This is a genomic window from Streptococcus sp. FSL K6-1323 (genome assembly GCF_038630745.1).
Classification (GTDB): domain Bacteria; phylum Bacillota; class Bacilli; order Lactobacillales; family Streptococcaceae; genus Streptococcus; species Streptococcus salivarius_D.
Genome location: NZ_CP152039.1, coordinates 1,094,146 through 1,116,462 on the forward strand (window position 1 = coordinate 1,094,146; position 22,317 = coordinate 1,116,462).

At 41.1% G+C, this 22,317-nt stretch carries 18 protein-coding genes; 11 read left to right on the forward strand and 7 right to left on the reverse strand.

Translation table 11 applies throughout. The features are described from left to right. Positions 1–19: 19 nt before the first annotated feature. Positions 20–655, reverse strand: coding sequence for an HAD hydrolase-like protein (locus tag NST80_RS04895; protein WP_045768687.1), 636 nt, complete (start codon positions 653–655; stop codon positions 20–22). A gap of 176 nt (positions 656–831) precedes the next feature. Beyond that, entirely contained in the window at positions 832–2,223 is a 1,392-nt protein-coding gene (locus tag NST80_RS04900; RefSeq protein ID WP_118058034.1) for a VWA domain-containing protein, read from the reverse strand. 528 nt (positions 2,224–2,751) lie between these two features. Here NST80_RS04900 and NST80_RS04905 point away from each other — a divergent pair. Further along, entirely contained in the window at positions 2,752–3,720 is a 969-nt protein-coding gene (locus NST80_RS04905) for an ABC transporter substrate-binding protein (RefSeq protein WP_045771635.1), read from the forward strand. Positions 3,721–3,765: 45 nt separating this feature from the next. On the opposite strand, the gene NST80_RS04910 is transcribed toward NST80_RS04905, so the two are convergent. The 3 genes from NST80_RS04910 to NST80_RS04920 form a co-directional block, all read right to left on the reverse strand. Next, a complete protein-coding gene (locus tag NST80_RS04910) occupies positions 3,766–5,106 on the reverse strand; it encodes an MATE family efflux transporter (protein WP_118171845.1) in 1,341 nt (446 codons plus the stop codon). A 50-nt stretch (positions 5,107–5,156) separates the two neighbouring features. Then, entirely contained in the window at positions 5,157–6,701 is a 1,545-nt protein-coding gene (locus NST80_RS04915; RefSeq protein ID WP_118171844.1) for a hypothetical protein, read from the reverse strand. A 174-nt stretch (positions 6,702–6,875) separates the two neighbouring features. Beyond that, positions 6,876–8,534 carry an NFACT RNA binding domain-containing protein gene (locus NST80_RS04920; protein WP_118171843.1) on the reverse strand — a complete coding sequence of 553 codons (1,659 nt, stop codon included), beginning with the start codon at positions 8,532–8,534 and terminating at the stop codon, positions 6,876–6,878. Between the two features lie 513 nt (positions 8,535–9,047). Between NST80_RS04920 and NST80_RS04925 the strand changes: the two genes are divergently transcribed. From NST80_RS04925 to nt5e, 10 genes are all read left to right on the forward strand, one after another. Next, the gene (locus NST80_RS04925; RefSeq protein ID WP_013990577.1) at positions 9,048–9,848 is read left to right on the forward strand and encodes a TraX family protein; all 801 of its coding nucleotides are present in this window, start codon (positions 9,048–9,050) and stop codon (positions 9,846–9,848) included. Positions 9,849–9,980: 132 nt separating this feature from the next. After that, positions 9,981–10,529 carry a DJ-1 family glyoxalase III gene (locus tag NST80_RS04930; RefSeq protein ID WP_013990578.1) on the forward strand — a complete coding sequence of 183 codons (549 nt, stop codon included), beginning with the start codon at positions 9,981–9,983 and terminating at the stop codon, positions 10,527–10,529. 339 nt (positions 10,530–10,868) lie between these two features. Next, positions 10,869–11,642, forward strand: coding sequence for a dihydroorotate dehydrogenase electron transfer subunit (locus NST80_RS04935; protein WP_013990579.1), 774 nt, complete (start codon positions 10,869–10,871; stop codon positions 11,640–11,642). A 9-nt stretch (positions 11,643–11,651) separates the two neighbouring features. Beyond that, entirely contained in the window at positions 11,652–12,608 is a 957-nt protein-coding gene (locus NST80_RS04940) for a dihydroorotate dehydrogenase (RefSeq protein WP_183138202.1), read from the forward strand. A 235-nt stretch (positions 12,609–12,843) separates the two neighbouring features. After that, positions 12,844–13,539, forward strand: a complete 696-nt coding sequence (gene pyrF, locus NST80_RS04945; protein WP_118171839.1) for an orotidine-5'-phosphate decarboxylase — start codon at positions 12,844–12,846, stop codon at positions 13,537–13,539. 87 nt (positions 13,540–13,626) lie between these two features. Continuing rightward, on the forward strand, positions 13,627–14,256 hold the full coding sequence (gene pyrE, locus NST80_RS04950) for an orotate phosphoribosyltransferase (RefSeq protein ID WP_004182503.1): 630 nt from the start codon (positions 13,627–13,629) through the stop codon (positions 14,254–14,256). A gap of 83 nt (positions 14,257–14,339) precedes the next feature. After that, positions 14,340–15,791 carry an amidase gene (locus NST80_RS04955; RefSeq protein WP_118171904.1) on the forward strand — a complete coding sequence of 484 codons (1,452 nt, stop codon included), beginning with the start codon at positions 14,340–14,342 and terminating at the stop codon, positions 15,789–15,791. Positions 15,792–15,895: 104 nt separating this feature from the next. Continuing rightward, positions 15,896–16,744 carry a transporter substrate-binding domain-containing protein gene (locus NST80_RS04960; protein WP_049553698.1) on the forward strand — a complete coding sequence of 283 codons (849 nt, stop codon included), beginning with the start codon at positions 15,896–15,898 and terminating at the stop codon, positions 16,742–16,744. A 58-nt stretch (positions 16,745–16,802) separates the two neighbouring features. Further along, a complete protein-coding gene (locus NST80_RS04965; RefSeq protein WP_049553697.1) occupies positions 16,803–17,456 on the forward strand; it encodes an amino acid ABC transporter permease in 654 nt (217 codons plus the stop codon). Positions 17,457–17,566: 110 nt separating this feature from the next. Further along, entirely contained in the window at positions 17,567–19,813 is a 2,247-nt protein-coding gene (nt5e, locus tag NST80_RS04970; RefSeq protein ID WP_049553696.1) for a cell surface ecto-5'-nucleotidase Nt5e, read from the forward strand. A 35-nt stretch (positions 19,814–19,848) separates the two neighbouring features. On the opposite strand, the gene NST80_RS04975 is transcribed toward nt5e, so the two are convergent. Both NST80_RS04975 and mnmE read right to left on the reverse strand, forming a co-directional pair. Next, on the reverse strand, positions 19,849–20,790 hold the full coding sequence (locus tag NST80_RS04975; protein WP_183138203.1) for an AraC family transcriptional regulator: 942 nt from the start codon (positions 20,788–20,790) through the stop codon (positions 19,849–19,851). Between the two features lie 141 nt (positions 20,791–20,931). Then, the gene (gene mnmE / locus NST80_RS04980) at positions 20,932–22,302 is read right to left on the reverse strand and encodes a tRNA uridine-5-carboxymethylaminomethyl(34) synthesis GTPase MnmE (protein WP_045768697.1); all 1,371 of its coding nucleotides are present in this window, start codon (positions 22,300–22,302) and stop codon (positions 20,932–20,934) included. Positions 22,303–22,317: the final 15 nt, after the last annotated feature.

The following is a 22,317-nucleotide window of genomic DNA, read 5'->3' on the forward strand; positions in this document are numbered from 1 at the left end:
TCTATTCGTTTTATAAGCTTTATTTCAAAATATCACGAAGTTCTTGGGTGGTATCAGCTATAAAATCAGGATTTTCTGCCAAAAGAGTTTCGTTTTTCCCAAATCCCCAGGTCACTGCTATTGTTTTGATGCCAACCGTTTTTCCACCGATCAAGTCAAACTTGGTATCACCAACAATGACAGACTGGTCTTTAGGTGCCTGATTTTCAGTAATGGCACGCTGCAAGACATCAGCCTTATGAAAGGCAGTAGGAGTAGATCCATAAATGCCATCAAAATATTCAGTAATTCCAAGGTGTTTGCACATTTCTAGGGCTATAGGCTCATTTTTTGAAGTTGTGATAAAGATTTTCTTGCTAGGATCTTGACTAAGTTGTTGAAGGATTTCTTTTATGCCATCATAGAGGTGAGCCTCCAATTGTCCTTTAGTCTCATAATAGTCACGATAAATTTTTACGGCTTGGGCAGCACCTTCTTCACTAATCTCTTCTTTAAAGGTTACCTCGAGAGGTGGTCCCATAAAGGTGCGAATTTTCTGATCACTAGGAACAGGAAGGCCTAGTCTTTCAAAGGTTTGAACAAAACCATTGTGGATCCCCTCAGAACTATCAACGAGAGTACCATCAAGGTCGAAAAAAATGTATGTGAGTGTCATAGAGTTCTCCAATATAATGTCGTTGGTTTATTATATCATGATAGGTGGGAAATAATCAGATTAAAATAGCTAGGCGTATAAAATATCATCCTACCAATCCAAAAACACCCCAAAATTAAGCTTTTGGGGTGTAAATCACGGGGTGCAATAATTAAGTTATTAACGTAAATGAGGTGTTAGTTACGTTTTGGTTTGACTGCCATGCCTAGGCCGAGTGCCGCACTGATAAGACCAAGTGAAACTAGAGCAGCGGATTGGCTAGAACCTGTTTCTGGGAGTTCTTTATGTGTTGGTTGCAATGGCGTTGGTGCCTCGTAGACCGTACCCTCAACGTAGTATACATTTCCTGGAACAGTTGGTGTTGCTGGTTGCACCGTTTCAGGCTGGTTAGTTGCTTTAGTAACCAAGTGAGTCGTTGCAATGACTTCGTAAGTATCCGTTTGAATACGATAAACACGTCCTTCTTGAACAGTTTCAATCACGTAGTTTGAGAATTGTTTGTTCAAAAGATCGGCGAAATCTTTATCGATATCGAGGTAGAGACCATTCGTTCCTTTTACCAATGGGTCAAAGTCTTTTTCATCATATTTCTTACCAACTACGGTCAAAGAAATCCCAGCATCTTGAAGGGCTTTTAGTGTAGCATCTTTAGTTGGTGTTTTGGGAGTAAGGTCTATATCTTCGTCAGTGACCAAGAAGGCGAAGCGACGATTGTTCTTTCCAGTTCCCCAAGTATAATCAGGTGAAGTTGCAATATGTGATAATGCTGTTGTTGCTTCCTCGTCTGAGCCAGTAGTACGGATGGCTTTTAATTTACCAACAAAAGCGTTCGTATCCGTGGTGAATTTAGAACCTCCGAAATCATGGTAAGTTGTGTTTTTGCTTGATTCATAGTCAACCAAACCAAGACGTGCTTGCACATTTTTAGATTCCAAATCACGCACAAATTTTTCAATGTTATTAGCTACGTCAGTGATATGGCTGTCCATTGAACCAGATTTATCGACAATAAAGACGATGTCAGTAGTTCCCTTGACTTCTTGGCGATTCACCACATCAGCCTCTTTAACAACCTCAACAACAGTCGTTTTATTGACCGTTTCAGTCGTTGTTGCGACATATTCATTTGTTTCTTCAGTTGATGTTGCTGTCTCGCTTGATTTGACAGGCTCTGACTTACCAACAGGTGTGTTCTTGTCAGCAAGCGTTGTTGTTTTAACGGTTGCTGTCGCAGATGCTGTTGCGATAGCCTCAGATCCATCAGTGCTTTCTTTTGCTGTTACCGTTGGCTCTGTAGCATTAACATCGATGCCTACAACATCTCCCACTTTTGCATTTTCTACTGGGATTACCGGCGTATTGGCCTTAGCTTTAATCTCTTCAGTTGCTTTGGCAATAGGTGTTTGAGCTGTTGTTGATTGAGGTGCTGCCTCAGTCGTCGTGGCAGGAGTTGCTGGCGTTGTTGTTGCTGTTTCATCGGCTGATACAGCAGTCCCTGCAAAGATAGTAGCTAGAGCTACAGAAGACAAGATAAGCGATTGCTTACGAAAACGAATCTGTTTTTCCATAATAATTCCCCTTTTTATGAATATAAAAATGATATACTAGCTTCTTTTGAAAAGGTTGTCAATCTTATTTAAGGCTTTTTTAAGTTATTTTTAAATGAGTTTTCAGTGTATTTTAACACATATCTCACCGAAAAAGTACTAATTAGGGAGGTTTAGATTCGTATCGTTTATCTAGTAAATACCATTTCAGACGAGAGAAAATCATTTGTCAGTCACTAACCCTTGAAATACCCGATAAAATATGTTGTAACTTACAAAAAGTAAGACTTCAAAAAGAGACTTTCTACTTAGATTTTAAACATTCAAAGATGATGATATAATCTGACTTTTTTGAGGGTTTACAAGATGCCTTCTTAAAAAATAATAGATGTTTTTTTGCTCAAAGGTTATAGTTATTTTCCGTTAATACATTTTAGGAATCAAAAACACTCAATTCCTTCCAAAAAATCTTAGTCATAGATTGACATTAAAGAAGTTTTAAGATAACTTTAAAGTAACGATTTAATCCGATCTTATCGAGGAGTTGCCATGAAAAAAATAAATCTTCTTTATTTATTAGCTATTCTGGCCATCATTTCTGGTCTTTTACTGTATTACTTGCCAGACATGACGTCTGGACATAATGCAGAGTCAAATAAAACAAGTCAGACTTTTAAGGAGAAGACAATTGTCCATGATTTTGGTACGACAGAGTTGAAAAAAGCTCCAAAACGTATCGTTATCCTCGACAACCTCTATGGTGAAATCTTGGATCCTCTAGATATCACTCCAGTAGGGGCGACAACTGGTCAAGCTGATAGTCAAGAATTTTCAACCCTCTTTAAGAAACAATACAAGGATGCCAAAGTGGTTTCAGTTGGTTGGCAGGGTAATCCAGATTTGGATAAGATTGCTGAGTTAAAACCTGATTTAATCCTTATGACAGGCGAGCAGGAAGACCTCTATGATGAGCTGTCTGAAATTGCACCGACTGTTGGCTACCAAATCAACACCGATGAAAATTGGGACTATCATGAAACCTCTCTTAAGGTGGCAGAAATCTTTGATAAACGTGATGAGATGAAGAAGGATCTCGATAGATTGGATGCTAGGGAGGCCGTTTTCGCGGAGAATGTCAAAGCCAAGTTTGGCAACCAGAAACTGATGTATCTGCGCGTGACTGACAATGACATCCGTTATTATGCTTACGGGCATTTTGGTTATCTCTATGATACTTATCATTTCAATCGAGCGGAAACCTTCAATCCAGATGATATGTTACAAGTTATCGATCCAGATAAACTAAAAGACATTAATCCGGATCTCCTGATTGTTCAAGCAGATTCTCAAGAACTCCTAGATAATAAACTTAAGAATACCCCTGTCTGGACTAGCTTAAAGGCTGTTCAAAATAACAAGGTCATCTATGCTGACTACTCAACCTACATGCTGGGCTTTGGGATTGTCTCCCAAGAAGCTATTATGAAACAGATTTCTGATGAATGGGGATTAAATTAAACTAAAAACGACCGGTAGGGTCGTTTTTCTATGTTCAAAGTAAGTTTAACTGACAAACAAACGTTTAATATGTTTTCTCAAGGCAAAATAGAGCTGAATGGTCATGGGAATCCAAATCAAGGGCTCGCATAGGATAACGCCAAGGTAGCGCATAGAAGGAATGACCAAAAGAACAAAGAGAATTTTTCCAAAAAGCTCAATAAAACTTGAGGTTAAAGGTGTCAGTTTCTTACCAAGACCTTGCAGGCTATTTCTAAAGATGAAGAGCATTCCTAAAATAGGATAAAAGAGAGAACTGATACGGAGGTAGCGACTAGCATTATCAATAATCACAGCATTATTTGAACCAGAGATAAAACCAGCTAAGAAGGGGCTAGCTACATAGAGGAGGACACAAGCAATGACAGACCAAGTTATAGAAACAAGACAAGATTGCTTTAACCCAGCTACTATGCGTTTGAACTGTTTGGCCCCGAAGTTCTGAGAGGTGAAGGTCGTCACCCCAGCAGCAAGTGAAGTCAAAGGGAGAACGGCGAAGGACATAATCCGTCTTGCCGCCACTTGAGCGCTAATGATGAGAGGGCCAAAGCCGTTAATGGCATACTGTAAGGTTACAGTCCCAATAGAAACAATGGAATTCATGAGTCCCATGGCCATGCCTTGTCCAAAAAGATCCAAATAAAGACTTGAATCAAGGACAAAGTCTGACTTACTTGGTAGAAGGAAGGTCACTTTTTTCTTAATATAGTAAAGACAGAGAATTGCCGAAAGTCCTTGAGAAATAATAGTTGCTAAGCCTGCTGATTGAACACCAAGATGGAGTTGGGTAATAAAGAAAAGGTCTAAAACGATATTGACTATAGCTGAAAAAATCAGAAAATAGAGGGCTGTCAGACTATCACCAACCGCTCTGAGGAGACCTGCACAAAGATTATAACCCAAAGTAACCCCAACACAGGAGACAATCATAGAAATATACTGGTAGGACTGCCCGATGATAGAAGCAGGTGTTCCTAAAAATTTTAGCAAAGGATAAAGCCCAAAATGTCCTAGAATCATAACCAAGGCACTTAAGACCAGACCGATGACAACTGTGGCCGCAACGGACTGACGAAGTTTCCTAAAGTCTTGGGCACCATAATAACGTGCGATAACAACTCCCATACCATTTCCAACACCTAAGGCAAAGCCGATAACCAAGTCAAAAATAGCAGAAGAAGCCCCTACAGCAGCCAAGGCATCTGGACCTAAAAAGCGTCCCACAATCATGACATCCGCAGTATTATAGAGTTGCTGGAAAATATTGGATATCAGAATTGGTAGAGCAAAGATTAAAAGAGACCGCAAAATGGGGCCTCGTAAAAGATCAACTGACGAATTTTTCATAGACTTATTATAGCAAGATTGTAATTGTGAAACAATGACAAAAAGCCATCCTAGGATGACTTTCGACTATTTTTTAGATAGCGGGTAAGTATTTGTGTCATATGGTTGTAGCCCGCCGCAATCATTGGAATTTGTATGTAAATATAAGGTAGGGTGTACTGGCTCTTAGTCTCTGATATGAGGTGAAAGAGGATGCCACCAAAGAGATAGAGAAAGGCATAAAGTCCCAACGTTGCTCCGTCTCCCATTCGTTTATAAGTGAAAGCATAGTAGAACACACCACCAAGATATAGGACTAGGAGATAGCCTTGCATATAGGTTACGAAAAAGAGATGCAAGGTCCCGTCGTGATAGATGGAAGTCGCAAACCTATTCCACAAAGGTTGAAACTTGTCTTTACTTGGCCCATTCCAGATGGACTGGAAGCTTCCCTCTGTCCAAGAACTGATAAACTTGGTACTGAAGAACCAACTGGCCTCATCGGGATGTGCTAAGAGATATTGAACACGCTTATCAAAAAGGTGATTGGCACTTTTTTCAATCTTTTCGATATTGCCCTTTTTCTTGGCGTAAATGTCACGGACATAGCCGGTATACCATCCTGGCATGCGTTTAGAATCGGGTTTGTCCTGTAAGCCCATGGCCAGCCAAGCAATCTGAGGTGTCCCAGGAATTTTTTGATGAGTGGTAATCTCGTAGTAACTGGTCGTCGCCTTATGCAAGGTCAAAGGAAAGGCAAAGAAAGCCAAAACTAAAAGTAAATAGCGATACCGTTTTTCTCTAAGCATCAAGAGTATTAGAATACCAGATAGAGCAATAATGAGAATAATATTATTGCTCCTTACCCAGTAAGCCAATGATAGCATGACCACCGAAAGAATCGCATTCCTAGCCCTACCACGCCTTAAGTAACGTAGAAAGAAGAGAATGGCAAAACTAGAAAAGAACAAGCCATACATAAGTCCATAGGCAAACATGATGTTAAAGACTAAGGGTAAGAAACCAAAGCTCATGATGACAGCCAAACGACTAACTAAAGGCCTCGTAAACAGTTCATCCGTGATTTTCCAAGTAGCATAGTTCATACCAATGACCATGCCAAGATTCAATACATAGAAAACTGAGATAACTGGTAAAGGAATTAGATAGAGAACCAAGCGTTCAAAACTAAGCAACCCCAACTGATGCGGATAGCGGTAGAAGTAGGCTCCTGGTTTTATTAAGGAGAAGTTGCCAGCATTGAACTGGACCGCCCCTTTAAAGACAGTACCTGCATCGTCTCGACCAGCAAAACTGGTCAGAAAAATCAACAGTAGGCCAAAACTCACAAAGCAAACGGAAAAAAAGATGAAAATCTGCTTTGTTGTCAGTTCCTTTAAGATCTTGGGCCAGAGAAGGGTCAAAAGCAGAATGAACCCACCTGAAACATAAACATACCAAGGAACGCTACTAATCTCTGCCCACTCAAAGTATCCCGTCATCATGGTTGTGCGAATGAAGAAAGCAGTCACAAATAAAAGCCCAAAGACTAAGAGCCCCACATAGCGCCCTAACCATTCTAAAACAGAACTCGTATATGACATAAGAGCCTTCATGCTGAAAGTCTCCTTTAATATAGGTAATTACCCTTATAGTTTAGCACAGTCGCCGGAAAAATGTAATGAAAATCAGAAGAAAATCTCATTCATCAACGAAAGAAATTGCTCTAATGAAAACATAGAAAAACTCTCTCGTTTCTATAACAAGAGAGTTTGATTTTGTAAAGCAGACTATTTCATCCGCATACTATCAATTTTTTCTTCAGTCGGTGTGACACGTAAGGTCTTTTGTCCCGTATAAGTTACAAATCCAGGTTTACCGGCTGTTGGTTTGTTGAGTTTCTTAACATCAATCATATCGACTTGAACCAAGTTTGACAGACGAGCCTTAGAGTAGTAGGCTGCCAATTCAGCCGCATCTGTTTTGACCTCATCAGTAGGGTTAAGATTGTCCTTGATAACCACGTGACTCCCTGGAATATCCTTGGCGTGGAACCAGAGCTCACCCTTTTTAGCCATCTTGAAGGTCAACTCCTCATTTTGCAGGTTGTTACGACCAACCATGATAATGGTCTTACCATCAGAAGCCAGATACTGTTCAGGTTTCTTGCGTTTATGACGTTTGTCAGTTGAACGACGTTTCATAAAGCCAGCCTGAACAAGCTCCTCACGAATATCCTCGATTTCATCCATGTTGGCTTGAGAAAGACTGAATTCCACACTCTCCAGATAATCAATAGTCTGCTTGGTTTCCTCAATCAAACCAGTCAAGTGCTTAACAGCTTCCTTGAGTTTCTGGTATTTCTTGAAGTAACGCTGAGCATTTTGGTTAGGCGTTAGGGCCACATTTAGGGGAATTGTAATCTTTTCACCAGTGTAGTAGTTGTCTAGCTCGACACTATCCTTATCATTTGGAACCATGCTGAGGTAAGTGGTCAAAAGTTCACCTTTTTGACGGAATTCCTCGGCATTTTCAGTCGCTGCAAGCTCTTTCTCCTGTTTAACAAGCTTTTTCTTGTTTTTTTCCAACTCATTTTGCACTCGGTGGATCAAATCACTAGCTTGTTGTGCCACACGGTCACGCGCCGCCTTGTCCAAGTAGTAGTAGTCTAAAAGGGCTGACAAGGTTTCAAATTCAGGTTGGTCCTGACTATCTGAGAATCTTACAGCTGAAAATGCTTTAGCTGTTAAGTTTGGCTCAACTTCACGATTGAAGAAGGCACGGAAATTCTTGAGTTTATCAGTTTCAAGTAAGGCTGACAATTCATTGGCCGTGTCACGCCCCAAACCTTGGAAAAGTTTTTGAAGATTTCTAGCTGACAAATCCTCAGTTTGTAGGATCTCAAAGAGTTTTTCGTCTGGAATGTCGAAAGGATTCTTAGCATCCGTCTTCGGTGGAGCGATGTAGGTAGATCCAGGCAGAATAGTGCGGTAACTATTTTGTGAGAAACCAACGTGCTTGATAGATTCGATGATTTTGCTCTCGTTTTTGTCAATCAGGATAATGTTGGAGTGTTTCCCCATGATTTCCATAACAAGAGTAACCTTAACGCTATCACCGATTTCATTTTTATTAGAGACGGAAATCTCAAGGACACGGTCGTTTTCCAGTTGCTGGATATCCTCGATAACCGCTCCCTGAAGGTATTTCCGCATAATCATGGTATAAGTGTTTGGATTCTGCGGATTTGGCAAGTCAGCCTTGGTCGTCTGAATACGCCCAAAGACAGGATGAGCCGAAAGCAGAAGCTTGTAATTCTGACGATTGTTACGAATGGTCAGGACTAACTCACGCTCAAAAGGCTGATTAACCTTCTGGATACGCCCGTAGAGCACCTGCTCACGCAACTCAGTCGTCATATGATGAAGAAAAAAGCCGTCAAAAGACATGGTGTACTTCCTTTCTTGTTAGTGATAATAATTGTTTTATTTTAAAAATAAAATTTTCTGTGAGACTTTCCTTAGGTGTTGGCGGACGTCAGCGAACTTTTACAAAGTTCCATGACTAATTTTTGAGCCTAACGTCTCAAAAATTCCGAGCGCCTGAAACCTTTTAGTTTCAGGCGCTTTTAACACGGCGGAAAGTCTCGGTTAATTGCTCGCTCTGCTCGCAAAAAAGTTATTTCAAAAACTTGAAGAGTTTATGAACTTTGTTAGTTATTTTTAAATAAATTGCATACGTTATGAACGTAAATATTGCCTAACTATTATAGCACAAAGAGAGTAAAAATGCTTTGGATGGGTAGTCGGAATTGAGTTTGTTATTATTATGGACCATTCTTTATTACAAAAATTGTTACGCTAAAACAGTTAAAAGTTATGTCTTAGATTATAATGAATACCTTTGAATTTATATCTGACTTGTGGTATCATTTAATATGCTGAAAATTAAAGGAGCATTAAATGAACGATATTAAAAAGATATGCAATGCGACTAATTTGAAATACCTAGCTGTTGCACTTATGTTTTTGGACCAAATCTATCAGATGTTCGGGAGTATGGGGGCACCTATATGGTTGACGATGTTGGGACGTCTGTCTTTCCCAATTTTCCTCTTTCTTGCTGCTGATAGTTTTCACTACACTCATGATCGTATGGCTTTTCTCAGGCGTCTGCTTTACATGAGTTGGTTTATGATCATTGGCAACGCCATCATTGGTAGTATTTTTCATAATGGTAGTATCGGTTTAACCAACAATGCCTTTTCAACCTTCTTTATCACTGGGATTTTTATTTGCTCTTGGGATTTGTTGGCTAAGGGGCTTCGCGATAAATCGAACAAGGAGTTGATTCAAGGGATTGGTGTCTTTCTCTTGCCAATTCTATCATCTATTCCGGTTGTAATCCTTTCAGGCATATTTGAAACGCCACATGCAAACCCAATCGTTGTGCAGATTGTAGCCTTTACCTTGTCACTTGTGCCAAGTATTATCATGGTTGAGGGTGGCTTTGTGATGGTTATTTTGGGGTTGCTATTCTATATTTTCCGTACCAATCGCATTGCTCAAATCATTGTCTTGGCTGTTATTTCTGTGATTGCCCATCTCTTTGATCCGACGGGTGTGCAATGGATGATGGTCTTTGCTGCGATTCCTATGTATTTCTATAACGGTAAGCGTGGTAGTGGTAACAAGAATTTCTTCTATATTTTCTACCCAGCCCATATTTATCTCTTGTGGATCCTAGCAAGTTTGTTTAGATAAGATGTCAAAGACAGTCCTTGTACTGTCTTTTTTCGTGCTCAAGGGCCATTTTTATGGTTTGTTTCCTGCTTCTAAAACTGCTATAATTTAAGGCGTAATAGAATCAAGTGATAAGTCAATTGGAGGTATATCATGACAAAAGTAGCAGTAGTATTTGCGGACGGATTTGAAGAAATCGAAGCCTTGAGCCCAGTGGATGTCTTTCGCCGAGCAGGATTTGACTGTAGCATGCTAGGACTTGAAAGTGCGTCAGTAACTGGCTCACACGGGATTCAAGTCGCTATGGATGGTGTATTTGATGGCAATTTTGCGGATTATGACTTGGTGGTCCTTCCTGGAGGTATGCCTGGCTCAACTAATCTACGCGATAACGAAACTTTGATTGCCTCTCTTCAAGAGGCTGCAAAAGCTGGAAAATATGTTGCTGCTATTTGTGCGGCACCAATTGTTCTCGAACGTGCTGACTTGCTCGAAGGGCGTAAATTCACATGTTTCCCAGGTGTTGAAGAGCAAATTACTTCTGGCGAGCATCAAACTGACTTGGTAGTTGTTGACGGCAATATTGTCACTAGCCGTGGTGCTGGAACAGCCCTAGCCTTTGCATACGCCTTGGTTGATTTGTTGGGTGGCGATGGTCAGCAGTTGGCCCATACTATGGTTTACGACAGATTGTTCCAATAATCTTATTTAAGACTCTTGTTCAAGAACTCTAACACTCCTTGTTAGGAATATTGACAATTTATGTTACTCTATGTGATGATAGAGAATGTATCAAACAGAGGGCCTAGTTATAGGCTGGAGAGACCTTAGCTTAATTTTATGAGCTTTGGTTTTTTCTTTTCTCCTTTGACATCTGTCTTGAAAACGGTTATAATAATCACAAAATAACCTTTAAATGAGTCCAGAGAGGCTTAAAAGGTCGGACAGGTGAAAAAACAGGGTTCTCCTGTGATTTTTTGTGCGACCTTGCCATGTGGCGAGGTTTTTTTGATGACATTTTGCAGTTTAGAAAGGGTTGTCATGATTTTAGTTGAAGATTTAATCATTGTGAGTCAGCGTGAGATTGCACCTCGTATTTTCGAAATGGTGCTTAAGGGAGAGATGGTTGCAGATATGAAGGTTGGTCAGTTCGTCCACCTCAAGGTGCCAGACCCAAGCAAGCTCCTTCGTCGTCCTATTTCCATTTCAGAGATTGACTATGACAAGAAAGAGGCAACCATTGTCTATCGAGTGGAACGCGAGGGAACTGCCATCCTTTCTAAGATGGTAGCTGGGCAAACCATTGATACCATGGGGCCTCAGGGAAATGGTTTTGATATTTCCGTTATTGAGGCTGGGCAGAAAGCTCTCCTTGTTGGTGGTGGTATTGGTGTACCGCCTTTGGTTGAGACGGCTAAGCAGTTGAAGGCTAAGGGTGTTGAAGTTGTATCAGTCATTGGTTTTGCCAATAAGGATGCTGTCATCTTGGAGGATAAGCTCAAAGCTTGTGGTGATGTTTATGTGACAACTGATGACGGTTCATACGGTATCAAAGGTTACGTTTCGACAGTTATTGATGGTTTCGACTGGACTCCAGATGCCGTGTATAGTTGCGGAGCTCCAGGCATGCTTAAATATGTCGATAGCAAGTTTGAAAACCATCCTCATGCCTATGTTTCTATGGAAGCTCGTATGGCTTGTGGTATGGGAGCTTGTTATGCCTGTGTGGTTCACGTTAAAGGAGAATCTGACGCCAAAAATCTTCGTGTTTGCGAGGAAGGGCCAGTCTTCCCTACCGGAAAAGTCATCGTCTAGGAGGTTACCATGTCAGAGATTAAATCAGAAAATCGTTTAGCTATTAGCCTTCCAGGGATTGATTTGAAAAATCCTATTATCCCAGCCTCAGGTTGCTTTGGTTTTGGTCAAGAGTATGCCAAGTATTATGATTTGGACAAACTCGGGTCAATTATGATTAAGGCAACGACTGCCAACCCTCGTTTTGGTAATCCAACACCCCGCGTGGCAGAAACTCCATCAGGCATGCTTAATGCCATTGGCTTGCAAAATCCAGGTGTTGATGCTGTCTTGTCTGAAAAACTCCCTTGGTTGCAGGAGCATTATCCTGAGCTTCCAATCATTGCCAATGTGGCTGGATTTTCAAACGAAGAATATGCGGAAGTTTCTCACAAGATTTCCAAAGCTAGCAACGTCAAGGCTATCGAGCTCAATATCTCCTGTCCAAACGTAGACCATGGTAATAACGGCCTTCTCATTGGACAAGTTCCAGAGCTTGCCTATGCGGCAGTAAAAGCTAGTGTCTCTCACTCTGATGTGCCCGTCTATGTCAAACTGACACCAAGCGTGTCTGATATTACAAGTGTCGCCAAGGCAGTCGAAGATGCCGGTGCGACAGGTTTCACTATGATTAACACCTTGGTTGGTACACGCTATGACTTGGCTACTCGCAAACCTATCATTGCCAATGGCCAAGGTGGTATGTCAGGCCCAGCTGTCTTCCCAGTAGCCCTTAAGCTTATACGCCAAGTTGCTCTAGCATCAGACCTCCCAATCATCGGTATGGGTGGCGTGGATAGTGCCGAAGCGGCTATCGAAATGTTTATCGCTGGTGCTTCAGCCATCGGTGTCGGAACGGCCAACTTTGCAGATCCCTATGCCTGCCCTAAAATCATCGACCGCCTCCCTGAAGTCATGGACAAGTACGGCATCACAACACTTGAAGACTTACGTAAGGAAGTTAGAACAGACTTGTTGGGGAAATAGAATAAAAATAGCATTTTTAAGGAGTTCAACAAAGGTATAATTACTTTCATCTCCCTTTGACATTCCCTTATAAAAGCGCTATAATAGAACAAATTGAACTGAACCTTTAATCGAGTCCAGAGAGGCGAGAAAGGTGTACTGAGATGCTACGGCATCACTAAAGGGTAGGGACTGCCCTATTTTCGTGCAACCTTCGCTGACTGGCGGAGGTTTTTTGTGTGAAAGGATATAAGAAATGAGAGAAAATCGTCCTGTTATTGCCCTTGATTTCCCGACCTTTGAGGATGTGAAGGCTTTCCTTGCTAAGTTTCCCGCTGGTGAAAAGCTCTATGTGAAGATTGGTATGGAACTTTACTATGCAGCTGGGCCTGAGATTGTGCGCTACGTTAAAGAGCTTGGCCATAGTGTTTTCCTTGACCTTAAGCTTCACGATATTCCAAATACTGTGAAATCAGCTATGCGTGTCTTGTCTAACCTTGGCGTTGATATGACTAATGTGCATGCGGCTGGTGGTGTGGAAATGATGAAGGCTGCGCGTGAGGGCTTGGGAGATGGTCCAATCTTGATTGCTGTAACACAGTTGACCTCTACCTCTGAAGAGCAGATGCGTGATTTCCAAAATATCCAAACCACACTTCAAGAATCAGTGGTTCATTATGCTAAGAAGACTGCTGAAGCAGGTCTTGATGGTGTTGTCTGCTCAGCACACGAAGTAGCAAAAATCAAAGAAGCGACAAATGAAGATTTCGTTTGTTTGACACCTGGTATCCGTCCAGCAGGAGCAGCAGTTGGTGACCAAAAACGTGTCATGACACCTGCCGATGCTCGTCAAATTGGTTCAGATTACATTGTTGTAGGTCGTCCAATTACACAAGCTGATGATCCAGTAGCAGCTTATCACGACATTAAGGTCCAATGGAACGGTCAATAAATTTTCAAAAAGACCTTATTTCATAGGAAAATAGATGGAATTAGGTTATAATAAAGAATAGAAAACGCTTTACGGAGGATAATAATTATGACATTAGCATCACAAATCGCATCTGACTTGCTCGATATCAAGGCTGTTTACCTTAAACCTGAAGAACCATTTACATGGGCATCAGGAATCAAATCACCAATCTACACAGACAACCGTATTACTTTGTCTTATCCAGAAACTCGTACCCTTATTGAAAATGGTTTTGTGGAAAAGATTAAAGAAGAATTCCCTGAAGTAGAAGTGATTGCAGGTACTGCAACTGCTGGTATTCCTCATGGTGCGATTATCGCTGACAAGATGAACCTTCCATTTGCCTACATCCGTAGCAAACCAAAAGATCACGGTGCTGGTAACCAAATCGAAGGTCGTGTGGTTAAAGGCGAAAAAATGGTTGTTGTTGAAGACTTGATTTCAACTGGTGGTTCAGTACTTGATGCTGTAGCAGCTGCAGAGCGTGAAGGGGCTGATGTTATCGGTGTTGTGGCTATCTTTACTTACGAATTGCCAAAAGCTGAGAAAAACTTTGCGGATGCTGGTGTGAAATTGGTTACTCTTTCAAACTACACTGAGTTAATTAAAGTCGCTAAAGTTCAAGGTTACATCACAGCAGACGGACTTCAACTTTTGAAGAAATTCAAAGAAAATCAAGAAACTTGGCAAGACTAATTATCAAGATTTAAGGCGGAACGTTTTAGGCGTTTCGCTTTTTTTAGTATAATTTAGGAAAAGATAAGCAGGGAGAGTATATGATGACAATTAATGAGTGGTCAGATGCAACTACAATGGCTGAAGCCGTGCAAAATAAGACGGTCAGTCCCCGAGAACTAGTGGAGACTACCATTCGTGAAGCAGAGAGGACGAATCCTAAAATCAATGCTATCGTCAGTCAACGCTACGAGAAAGCATTGAAAGAAGCAGAAACTAGAGACTTTTCAGATAGGCCTTTTGCTGGAGTTCCAATTTTCCTAAAGGATTTGGGGCAAGAGCAAGCTGGTGAGCCGTCAACCGCGGGTTCTCGCCTATTTACAAGTTATCGTGCAACGGAAACGGATAATTATGTTAAGAAACTTGAGGAACTGGGCTTCATTATTTTAGGGCGTTCTAGCACTCCTGAGTTTGGCTTCAAAAATATCAGTGATGCTCAGAGTCATGGTCCTGTTAATTTGCCTGACGATGTGACACGTAATGCTGGTGGATCAAGTGGTGGTGCGGCAGCTCTTGTGAGTTCTGGCATTTCTCCCTTGGCCCCAGCTAGTGACGGTGGAGGCTCTATTCGTATTCCAGCCTCCTTTAACGGCCTAATTGGTCTTAAGCCTACCAGAGGACGAATTCCTGTCGGTCCTAGTTCTTTCCGTGGCTGGCAGGGAGCCTCTGTTCAGTTTGCTTTGACTAAGACTGTACGAGATACAAAACGTTTACTCTATCACATGCAGACGTGTCAGATGGAAAGTCCCTTTATTATACCGAAGCTTAGCAAAGTGTCTTTAGAAGAACCAGTTAAACCTTTGAAGATTGCTTTTTCGACTCTCTCTCCTATTGGTGGTAAGGTGTCTGAATCTGCTATTGCAGCGACAAAAAAAGCTGCTAGAAAATTGGAAAGTCTAGGACATTATGTGCATGAAATCAGCGACCAGCCCTTGAATGGGGTTGAAGCCATGCAGTCTTACTACATCATGAATAGTGTCGAGACGGCTGCCATGTTTGATTCCATAGAGGCTGGTTTAGGACGGAAGATGACCCTTGAAGATATGGAGTTGATGACTTGGGCTATTTTCCAATCTGGGCAAAAGATTCCTGCTAAAATTTACTCTAAAATTCTAGCCCAGTGGGATCAGTATAGCCATCAGATGGCGAATTTTCATGAGACTTACGATATTCTTCTAACACCAACAGTTGCGGATGTGGCACCTAAGCATGGACAGTTTGCCCTTTCTGAAAACTTACAAAATCAACTCAAACATATGGCTGATTTTGACTGGCCAAAGCAGCAGGAACTTATTTGGGAAATGTTTGCGGACAGCTTAGACTGGACACCTTTCACGCAACAAGCTAACCTGACGGGACAACCTTCGATTTCTTTACCTGTCTATCGGGAGGAGCAGGGTCTCTCACTCGGTGTTCAACTGACAGCTGCCAAGGGAAGAGAAGACCTCCTCTTACACTTAGCCCAACAGATGGAAGAATGTTCGATTTTTAGCTAGACATTCTCATTTCCGGTTCAATATTTTGTGAAACCCTTTCAAATAGTGTAGGCTAAGATTATAAGTTTTTAACTTAACTTCATTTTTTAAGGAGACACACATAGATGAAAAAGAGATTTTTCGCCGTATTTAGCCTAATTTTGGCTGCGGTCTTTTTGGTTGCCTGCTCGTCACAGAGTACAGGTGAGAAGAACTGGGAAAAGATTGAGAAACGTGGGAGCATCAAGGTTGCGACTGCTGGAACACTTTACCCACAAACCTACCACGATGATAAGAATAATCTGACTGGTTATGACGTTGAGATTCTCAAAGAAGTTGGAAAACGCCTTAAGTTGAAAATTGACTTCACGGAGATGGGCGTGGATGGCATGCTTACCGCTGTAAATAGTGGTCAAGTAGATATCGCTAACTACTCACTCGAAGATGACAACAAGAACGTTAAAAAATTCTTGCGCTCTGAACCATACAAGTATTCATTCACTTCTATGGTAGTTCGTGAATCAGATAATTCAGGAATTTCTTCATGGAAGGACCTCAAAGGCAAGAAAGCAGCTGGTGCTGCAAGTACCAAGTACATGAAGATTGCCAAAAAAATGGGTGCTGAACTCGTCGTATATGACAATGTTACCAATGACGTTTATATGCAAGACTTGGTAAATGGTCGTACAGACGTTATCGTCAACGATTACTACTTGCAAAAGATGGCAGTAGCTGCTATCAAAGATAAGTACCCTGTTAAGATCAACGACGGCATCTACAGTAACCCTTACTCAACAAGCTTTACTTTCTCATTGAAGAATAAAACCCTTCAAGAAAAAGTTAATAAAGCTATCAAAGACATGAAGAAAGATGGTACCCTTACCAAGATTTCAGAGAAGTTCTTTGCTGGTCAAGACGTTACAAAGAAAACCAAAGTTGACTACACTGAGATTGATATCTCTGATGTTGAATAATATGAGCGATCCAATTGGATCGCTTATTTGCTAAAGAAATGTTTAGAAAGATAGACTTATGATTATTGATTTTTCACTGATTCTAAAAAGCATTCCCTATGTTCTATCAGGTTTGCCCTATACATTGGGGATCTCCCTTTTAAGCTTTATGGTGGGGAATGTATTTGCCATCATCCTTGCCTTTATGCGGATGTCGCAAAAACCTTGGTTGAAGTATCCTGCCCGTGTTTATATTTCCATCATGCGTGGCGTCCCTATGTTGGTCGTGCTCTTCATTCTTTACTTTGGTCTGCCTTACGTTGGTGTTCAGCTGCCCGCCCTTCTTTGTGCCTTTATTGGTTTCTTATGTGTTAGTGCTGCTTATATGGCAGAGATTTTTCGTTCATCCATAGCTGCCGTAGATAAGGGGCAGTGGGAAGCCGCTCGCTCTCTTGGTCTTCCGCAGAAGTCTATTATCCGTCGGATTATCTTACCTCAGGCCATGCGTATAGCAGTAGCACCACTTGGTAATGTCATTATCGACATGGTAAAGAGTTCCTCGTTGGCGGCTATGATTACAGTGCCTGACATTTTCCAAAACGCTAAGATTATCGGTGGGCGTGAGTATGACTACATGTCCATGTATATCCTAATCGCCCTTATTTACTGGACTTTGAGCTTTACTCTTGAACTGCTTCAAGGTTATCTTGAAAAACGTTTAGCTACCTATTGATTTTTGAAAAAATTGTTTGAATATCTAATAAAATGTTGAAATTTATTTAATTCTAATCTTATAAATGTGGTATAATAAAAACGATTTAAAAATCAGAAAGGTATTTTGGAATGAAGAAGAAAACAGTCGTTGCAACGACCGTATCAACCCTACTTGTCTCAACTGCCATCTTGGCCAATGCTGTCCATGCTGACGAGGTAGAAACTCATGCAACTATAACAGCACCAAGCACTGAAGTAGTAGCTACAGAGGCAACTACCAATGCGACATCTACTGTAGCAACAACTGCATCTAGCGAGTCTGCAGCACCAGTAGCTAGTTCAACATCAGTTGTTACTGCTTCAACAGCTGAAACAAGCGAAACACCCGCTGCTACAGCAAGTGAAACTGCAACTGTAGCAGCAACTCCTACAACAGAAGTCGTGACAAATGCTAGCACAAGTGCCAGCAACGACACTGTAACTGTCCTTCACACCAACGATGTTCATGGTCGTATGGTTGAAGATGATCGTAACGGGGTTATTGGTGATGCTCTTTTGTCTGGTATCGTAAATGATTCTCGTTCAAAAGGAACAACTCTTGTCTTTGACTCTGGGGACTCATTCCAAGGTCTTCCGATTTCAAACAGTTCTAAGGGTGAAGACATGGCAAGCGTCATGAATGCTGTTGGTTTTGATGCCATGACAGTGGGTAACCATGAATTTGACTTTGGTCTCGACCAATTGCGTCGTTTGAGCAAACAAATCAATTTCCCAATCATCACATCTAACGTATATGTAGATGGCGTCCGTCTTTTCCAACCATCTACAATCGTTGACAAAACACCTGGTGTTGATGGAGATGAAGTAGTCGTTATTGGTGTCACTACACCTGAGACAGCTACTAAGACACACCCACGTAATATCCCTGGTGTCTCTTTCACTGATCCTATTACTGAAGTTAAGGCTGTTGTTGACCAAGTGGAATCAAATGCCCGTGCCGAAGGTAAGGAATACAAGACTTATGTTGTCCTTAGTCACTTGGGGATTGATACAACAACTCCAGTTGAATGGCGTGGATCAACTTTGGCAGAAGCTCTTTCAAATTATGCACCTTTGAAAGGAAAACGTGTTCTTGTCCTTGATGGTCACTCACACACTCTTCACACAGCGACATACGGCGATAACGTTACTTACAACCAAACTGGTAGCTACCTTAACAATGTTGGCCGCGTCGTTTATAATTCTGACCGTGTCTTGTCACATGGTGTGATCTCACACGACGAAGCTAAGAAAAATTATCAAGTTAACCCAACAGTTAAAGCTATGATTGATGATATCCAAGCTAAGTACAAGGCGGATTCTTCAAAAGTCGTTATTGAAAATAGCCCAGTTAAACTTAGCGGTGACCGTATGGACGTTCGTGTTCGCGAAACTAACCTTGGTAATGTGGTCGCCGATGCTCTCTTAGATTACGGACAATCAGCTTTCACACACAAGTCTAACCTTGCCGTAACAAATGGTGGTGGTCTTCGTGAAACAATTGCCAAAGACAAACCAATCACTAAAGGTGATATCATTGCCGTTCTTCCATTTGGTAACTCAGTTGCTCAAATTCAAGTAACAGGTCAAAATATCCATGATATGTTTGTCAAATCTCTTGGTTCTATTCTCCAAGTTGACGAAAGTGGTAAAACTGTTCTGGATGAAAATGGTCAACCTCTCCTTGAACCATCTGGCGGTTTCCTTCAAGTTTCTGGAGCTCGTGTTTACTATGACACAACTCTTCCAGCTGAAAAACGTATCTTGTCAATTGACATTTTGGATCCAGAAACTGGTGTTTATAAACCACTTAACACAAACGAAACATACTATCTTGTAACCAACGACTTCTTGGCTGCTGGTGGTGATGGCTTCACAATGTTGGGTGGCCCTCGTGAAGAAGGTCCTTCAATGGATACCGTCTTTGCGGATTACTTGACACGTGCAGACCTTTCTAAGTATGCAGTTATCAATCCAAACTCACGTACCATTTCAATTTCAAGTGCTGATTTTGCTGCCTTGAACAAAAAAGAAAATGCAGCAGACCCTACACTTAATCCTTTGGCACCAGTCACTCCATCAACTATTGCTAAAGATTTAGAAACTAGCAAACCAGTGGTTTCTAAAGTAGTAACGACTCCTAATGGTAAAGTATTCTTCATTTCAACAAGAAGCGAAGCACTTAAAGAAACTGAAAAAGTGACAGAATCTTCTGCTCAAACTGAAGTTCTTCCTACAACTGGTGACAAGGGGTCACACGCAGGCCTCCTTGGACTTGGTATGTTGCTAACTCTCTTTGGACTTAGTGGAAAACACAAAGGTAAGGAGAAAAACTAAGAAGTTTGCAGATAAAAAAAGAGTTAGCCGAATGGTTAACTCTTTTTTGTTTTCTTCTTGTTGCTATGTGTTTTTCGATACTGGCTTGGTGTTTGGTCGTAATAGTGTTTAAATTGGCGGTTGAAATTGGATAGGTTATTAAAACCAACATTAGTAGCAATTTCCAAAACTGGTTTAACGCTATTACGAAGCTCCTCGCAAGCAGCATTGACTCTTGCCTGAATGATAAATTCTGTACAAGAGGTACCTGTATGTTGCTTAAAAATCGTCATAAAGTGGGTCTTACTATACCCCATAAGCTCTGATAACTTTTCAATCGTGAGATTTTCGGCATAGTGTTGGTTAATGTAATCAATGATTTCCCGAATCTTTTCATTCTTACGATAATGATCATCAGAAGTTTTTCGCTCTACCAAACGATAGAAGTAGAGGAGGTAGATTAATTCTTCTAGTTTTGACTTGAGAAGAAGTTCATAGTGACGATCTTTCTGACGAATCATCTTAAAAATCTCAAAGAGGAGAGCTCTAATTTCTCTATACCCCTCGTCTGACGATCTCAGGCATTGTTTAAACTTGAAATTAGAATTCTGCAAAGGCTGTAGGTAGCGTAGACTAAGCGGATCCACCAGCGACTGCCCCAACATATCCAAATGAAAATGTAGGGTGTCCGTATGATGAGGCTGATTATCTACGGGGTGAATCGAATGAAGGCCATTCGGACGTATTAAAAAGATATCTCCAGCCTGACTATCAAAATAGTCATAATCAATATGATAACGAGCAGTCCCCTCATAAACATATTGAATCTCAAGCTCAGGATGCCAATGAAAAAGAATATCAGGGCGCCCATTTTCAACCTTGGTTTCCGTCAATCGAAATGGAAGCAGATTATCGTCAAAGTCTATCAAATGTTTTAAATCAGTATCAGTAGTTGCTTGACTCATGGCAAACCTTTCAAAATCATAGGATAGTACCATGATAGCATTTTCTTTCTTAAAAAGCTTGAGTAAATCGTCTGATGGTATTGATAGGTTTTATTTTACATAATTTTATTTCTGTATTTATGATGCAAAAATAAAAAGATGACAGAGCATCTTTTTACATAAATTTAGTTATGTTTATTTTCCTAGACAGAACTGGCTAAAGAGTTGTGTAATGAGTTCATCTGGGGCAGCGTCACCAGTAATTTCTCCCAGAATTTCCCAAGTGCGTGTCATATCAACCTGTAGGAGGTCAACAGGCATGCCTAATTCAAGACCTTGATTGACTGCTTCAAGGCTTTCGAGGGCTTTTTCAATGAGTGAAATGTGACGGGCATTTGAGAGATAAGTAGCATCTTTCTCCACTAGACCAGCATTATCAAAGAAGAGCTGATTGATACGATCTTCAATTTTGTCAATGTTTTCATTCTTGAGGACTGAAATTGGGATAACATCTTCAGGAAGCTCTTCCATTTGGATTGCTTGTGGAAGGTCTGTCTTATTTAGGAGAATGATACGATTGCTATTTTGGCTGATTTCGAGTAATGTACGGTCTTGCTCAGTTAACGGTTCCGAGCTATTAAGGACAAGAAGAACCAGGTCAGCCTCTTCGAGAGCTTTCTTAGAACGTTCCACACCAATCTTTTCAACAACATCATCTGTGTCACGGATACCTGCGGTATCAATTAACTTAAGTGGAACGCCTTTGATATTAACGTATTCTTCAATGACATCACGTGTTGTACCCTCAATGTCTGTAACGATAGCCTTCTCCTCACGTAGGAGATTGTTAAGAAGACTAGATTTTCCGACATTTGGTCGACCAATGATTGCTGTTGAAAGACCTTCTCGTAGGATTTTTCCTCGTTTGGCAGTAGCCAAAAGATTTTCTAGAAGTGCTTGGAATTCTTGAGTCTTTTCACGGACAAGATTTGTAGTAACTTCTTCAACATCATCATACTCTGGATAATCAATATTCACTTCGACTTGAGCTAAAGTGTTAAGGATTTCTTGGCGAGTGTTGTTAATGAGATGCTTGAGCGAACCATCAAGTTGAGAAACGGCAACGGCCATAGCCTTATCAGTCTTAGCACGAATCAAGTCCATGACAGCTTCAGCCTGGGTCAAGTCCACACGACCATTCAAGAAGGCACGTTTAGTAAATTCTCCAGGTTCGGCCATACGAGCACCAGAACGGATAAGGAGTTGAAGGATTTCATTGGTTACAGCGACACCACCATGGGTGTTGATTTCCACGACATCCTCACGCGTAAAGGTCTTTGGTGCACGCATAACACTGACCATGACTTCATCAATGGTTTCATCATTTTCCACGATATGACCGTAATTGATAGTATGTGAAGCGACCGTTTCTAGATTTTTTCCTTTAAAAACCTTATTAGCAATAGCAACAGCATCGGTTCCAGATAAGCGAACAATACCGATAGCACCTTCACCTAAAGGCGTTGAAATTGCAGTAATCGTATCAAATTCTTTGGTAATTGACATAGTTATTCCTTTGGA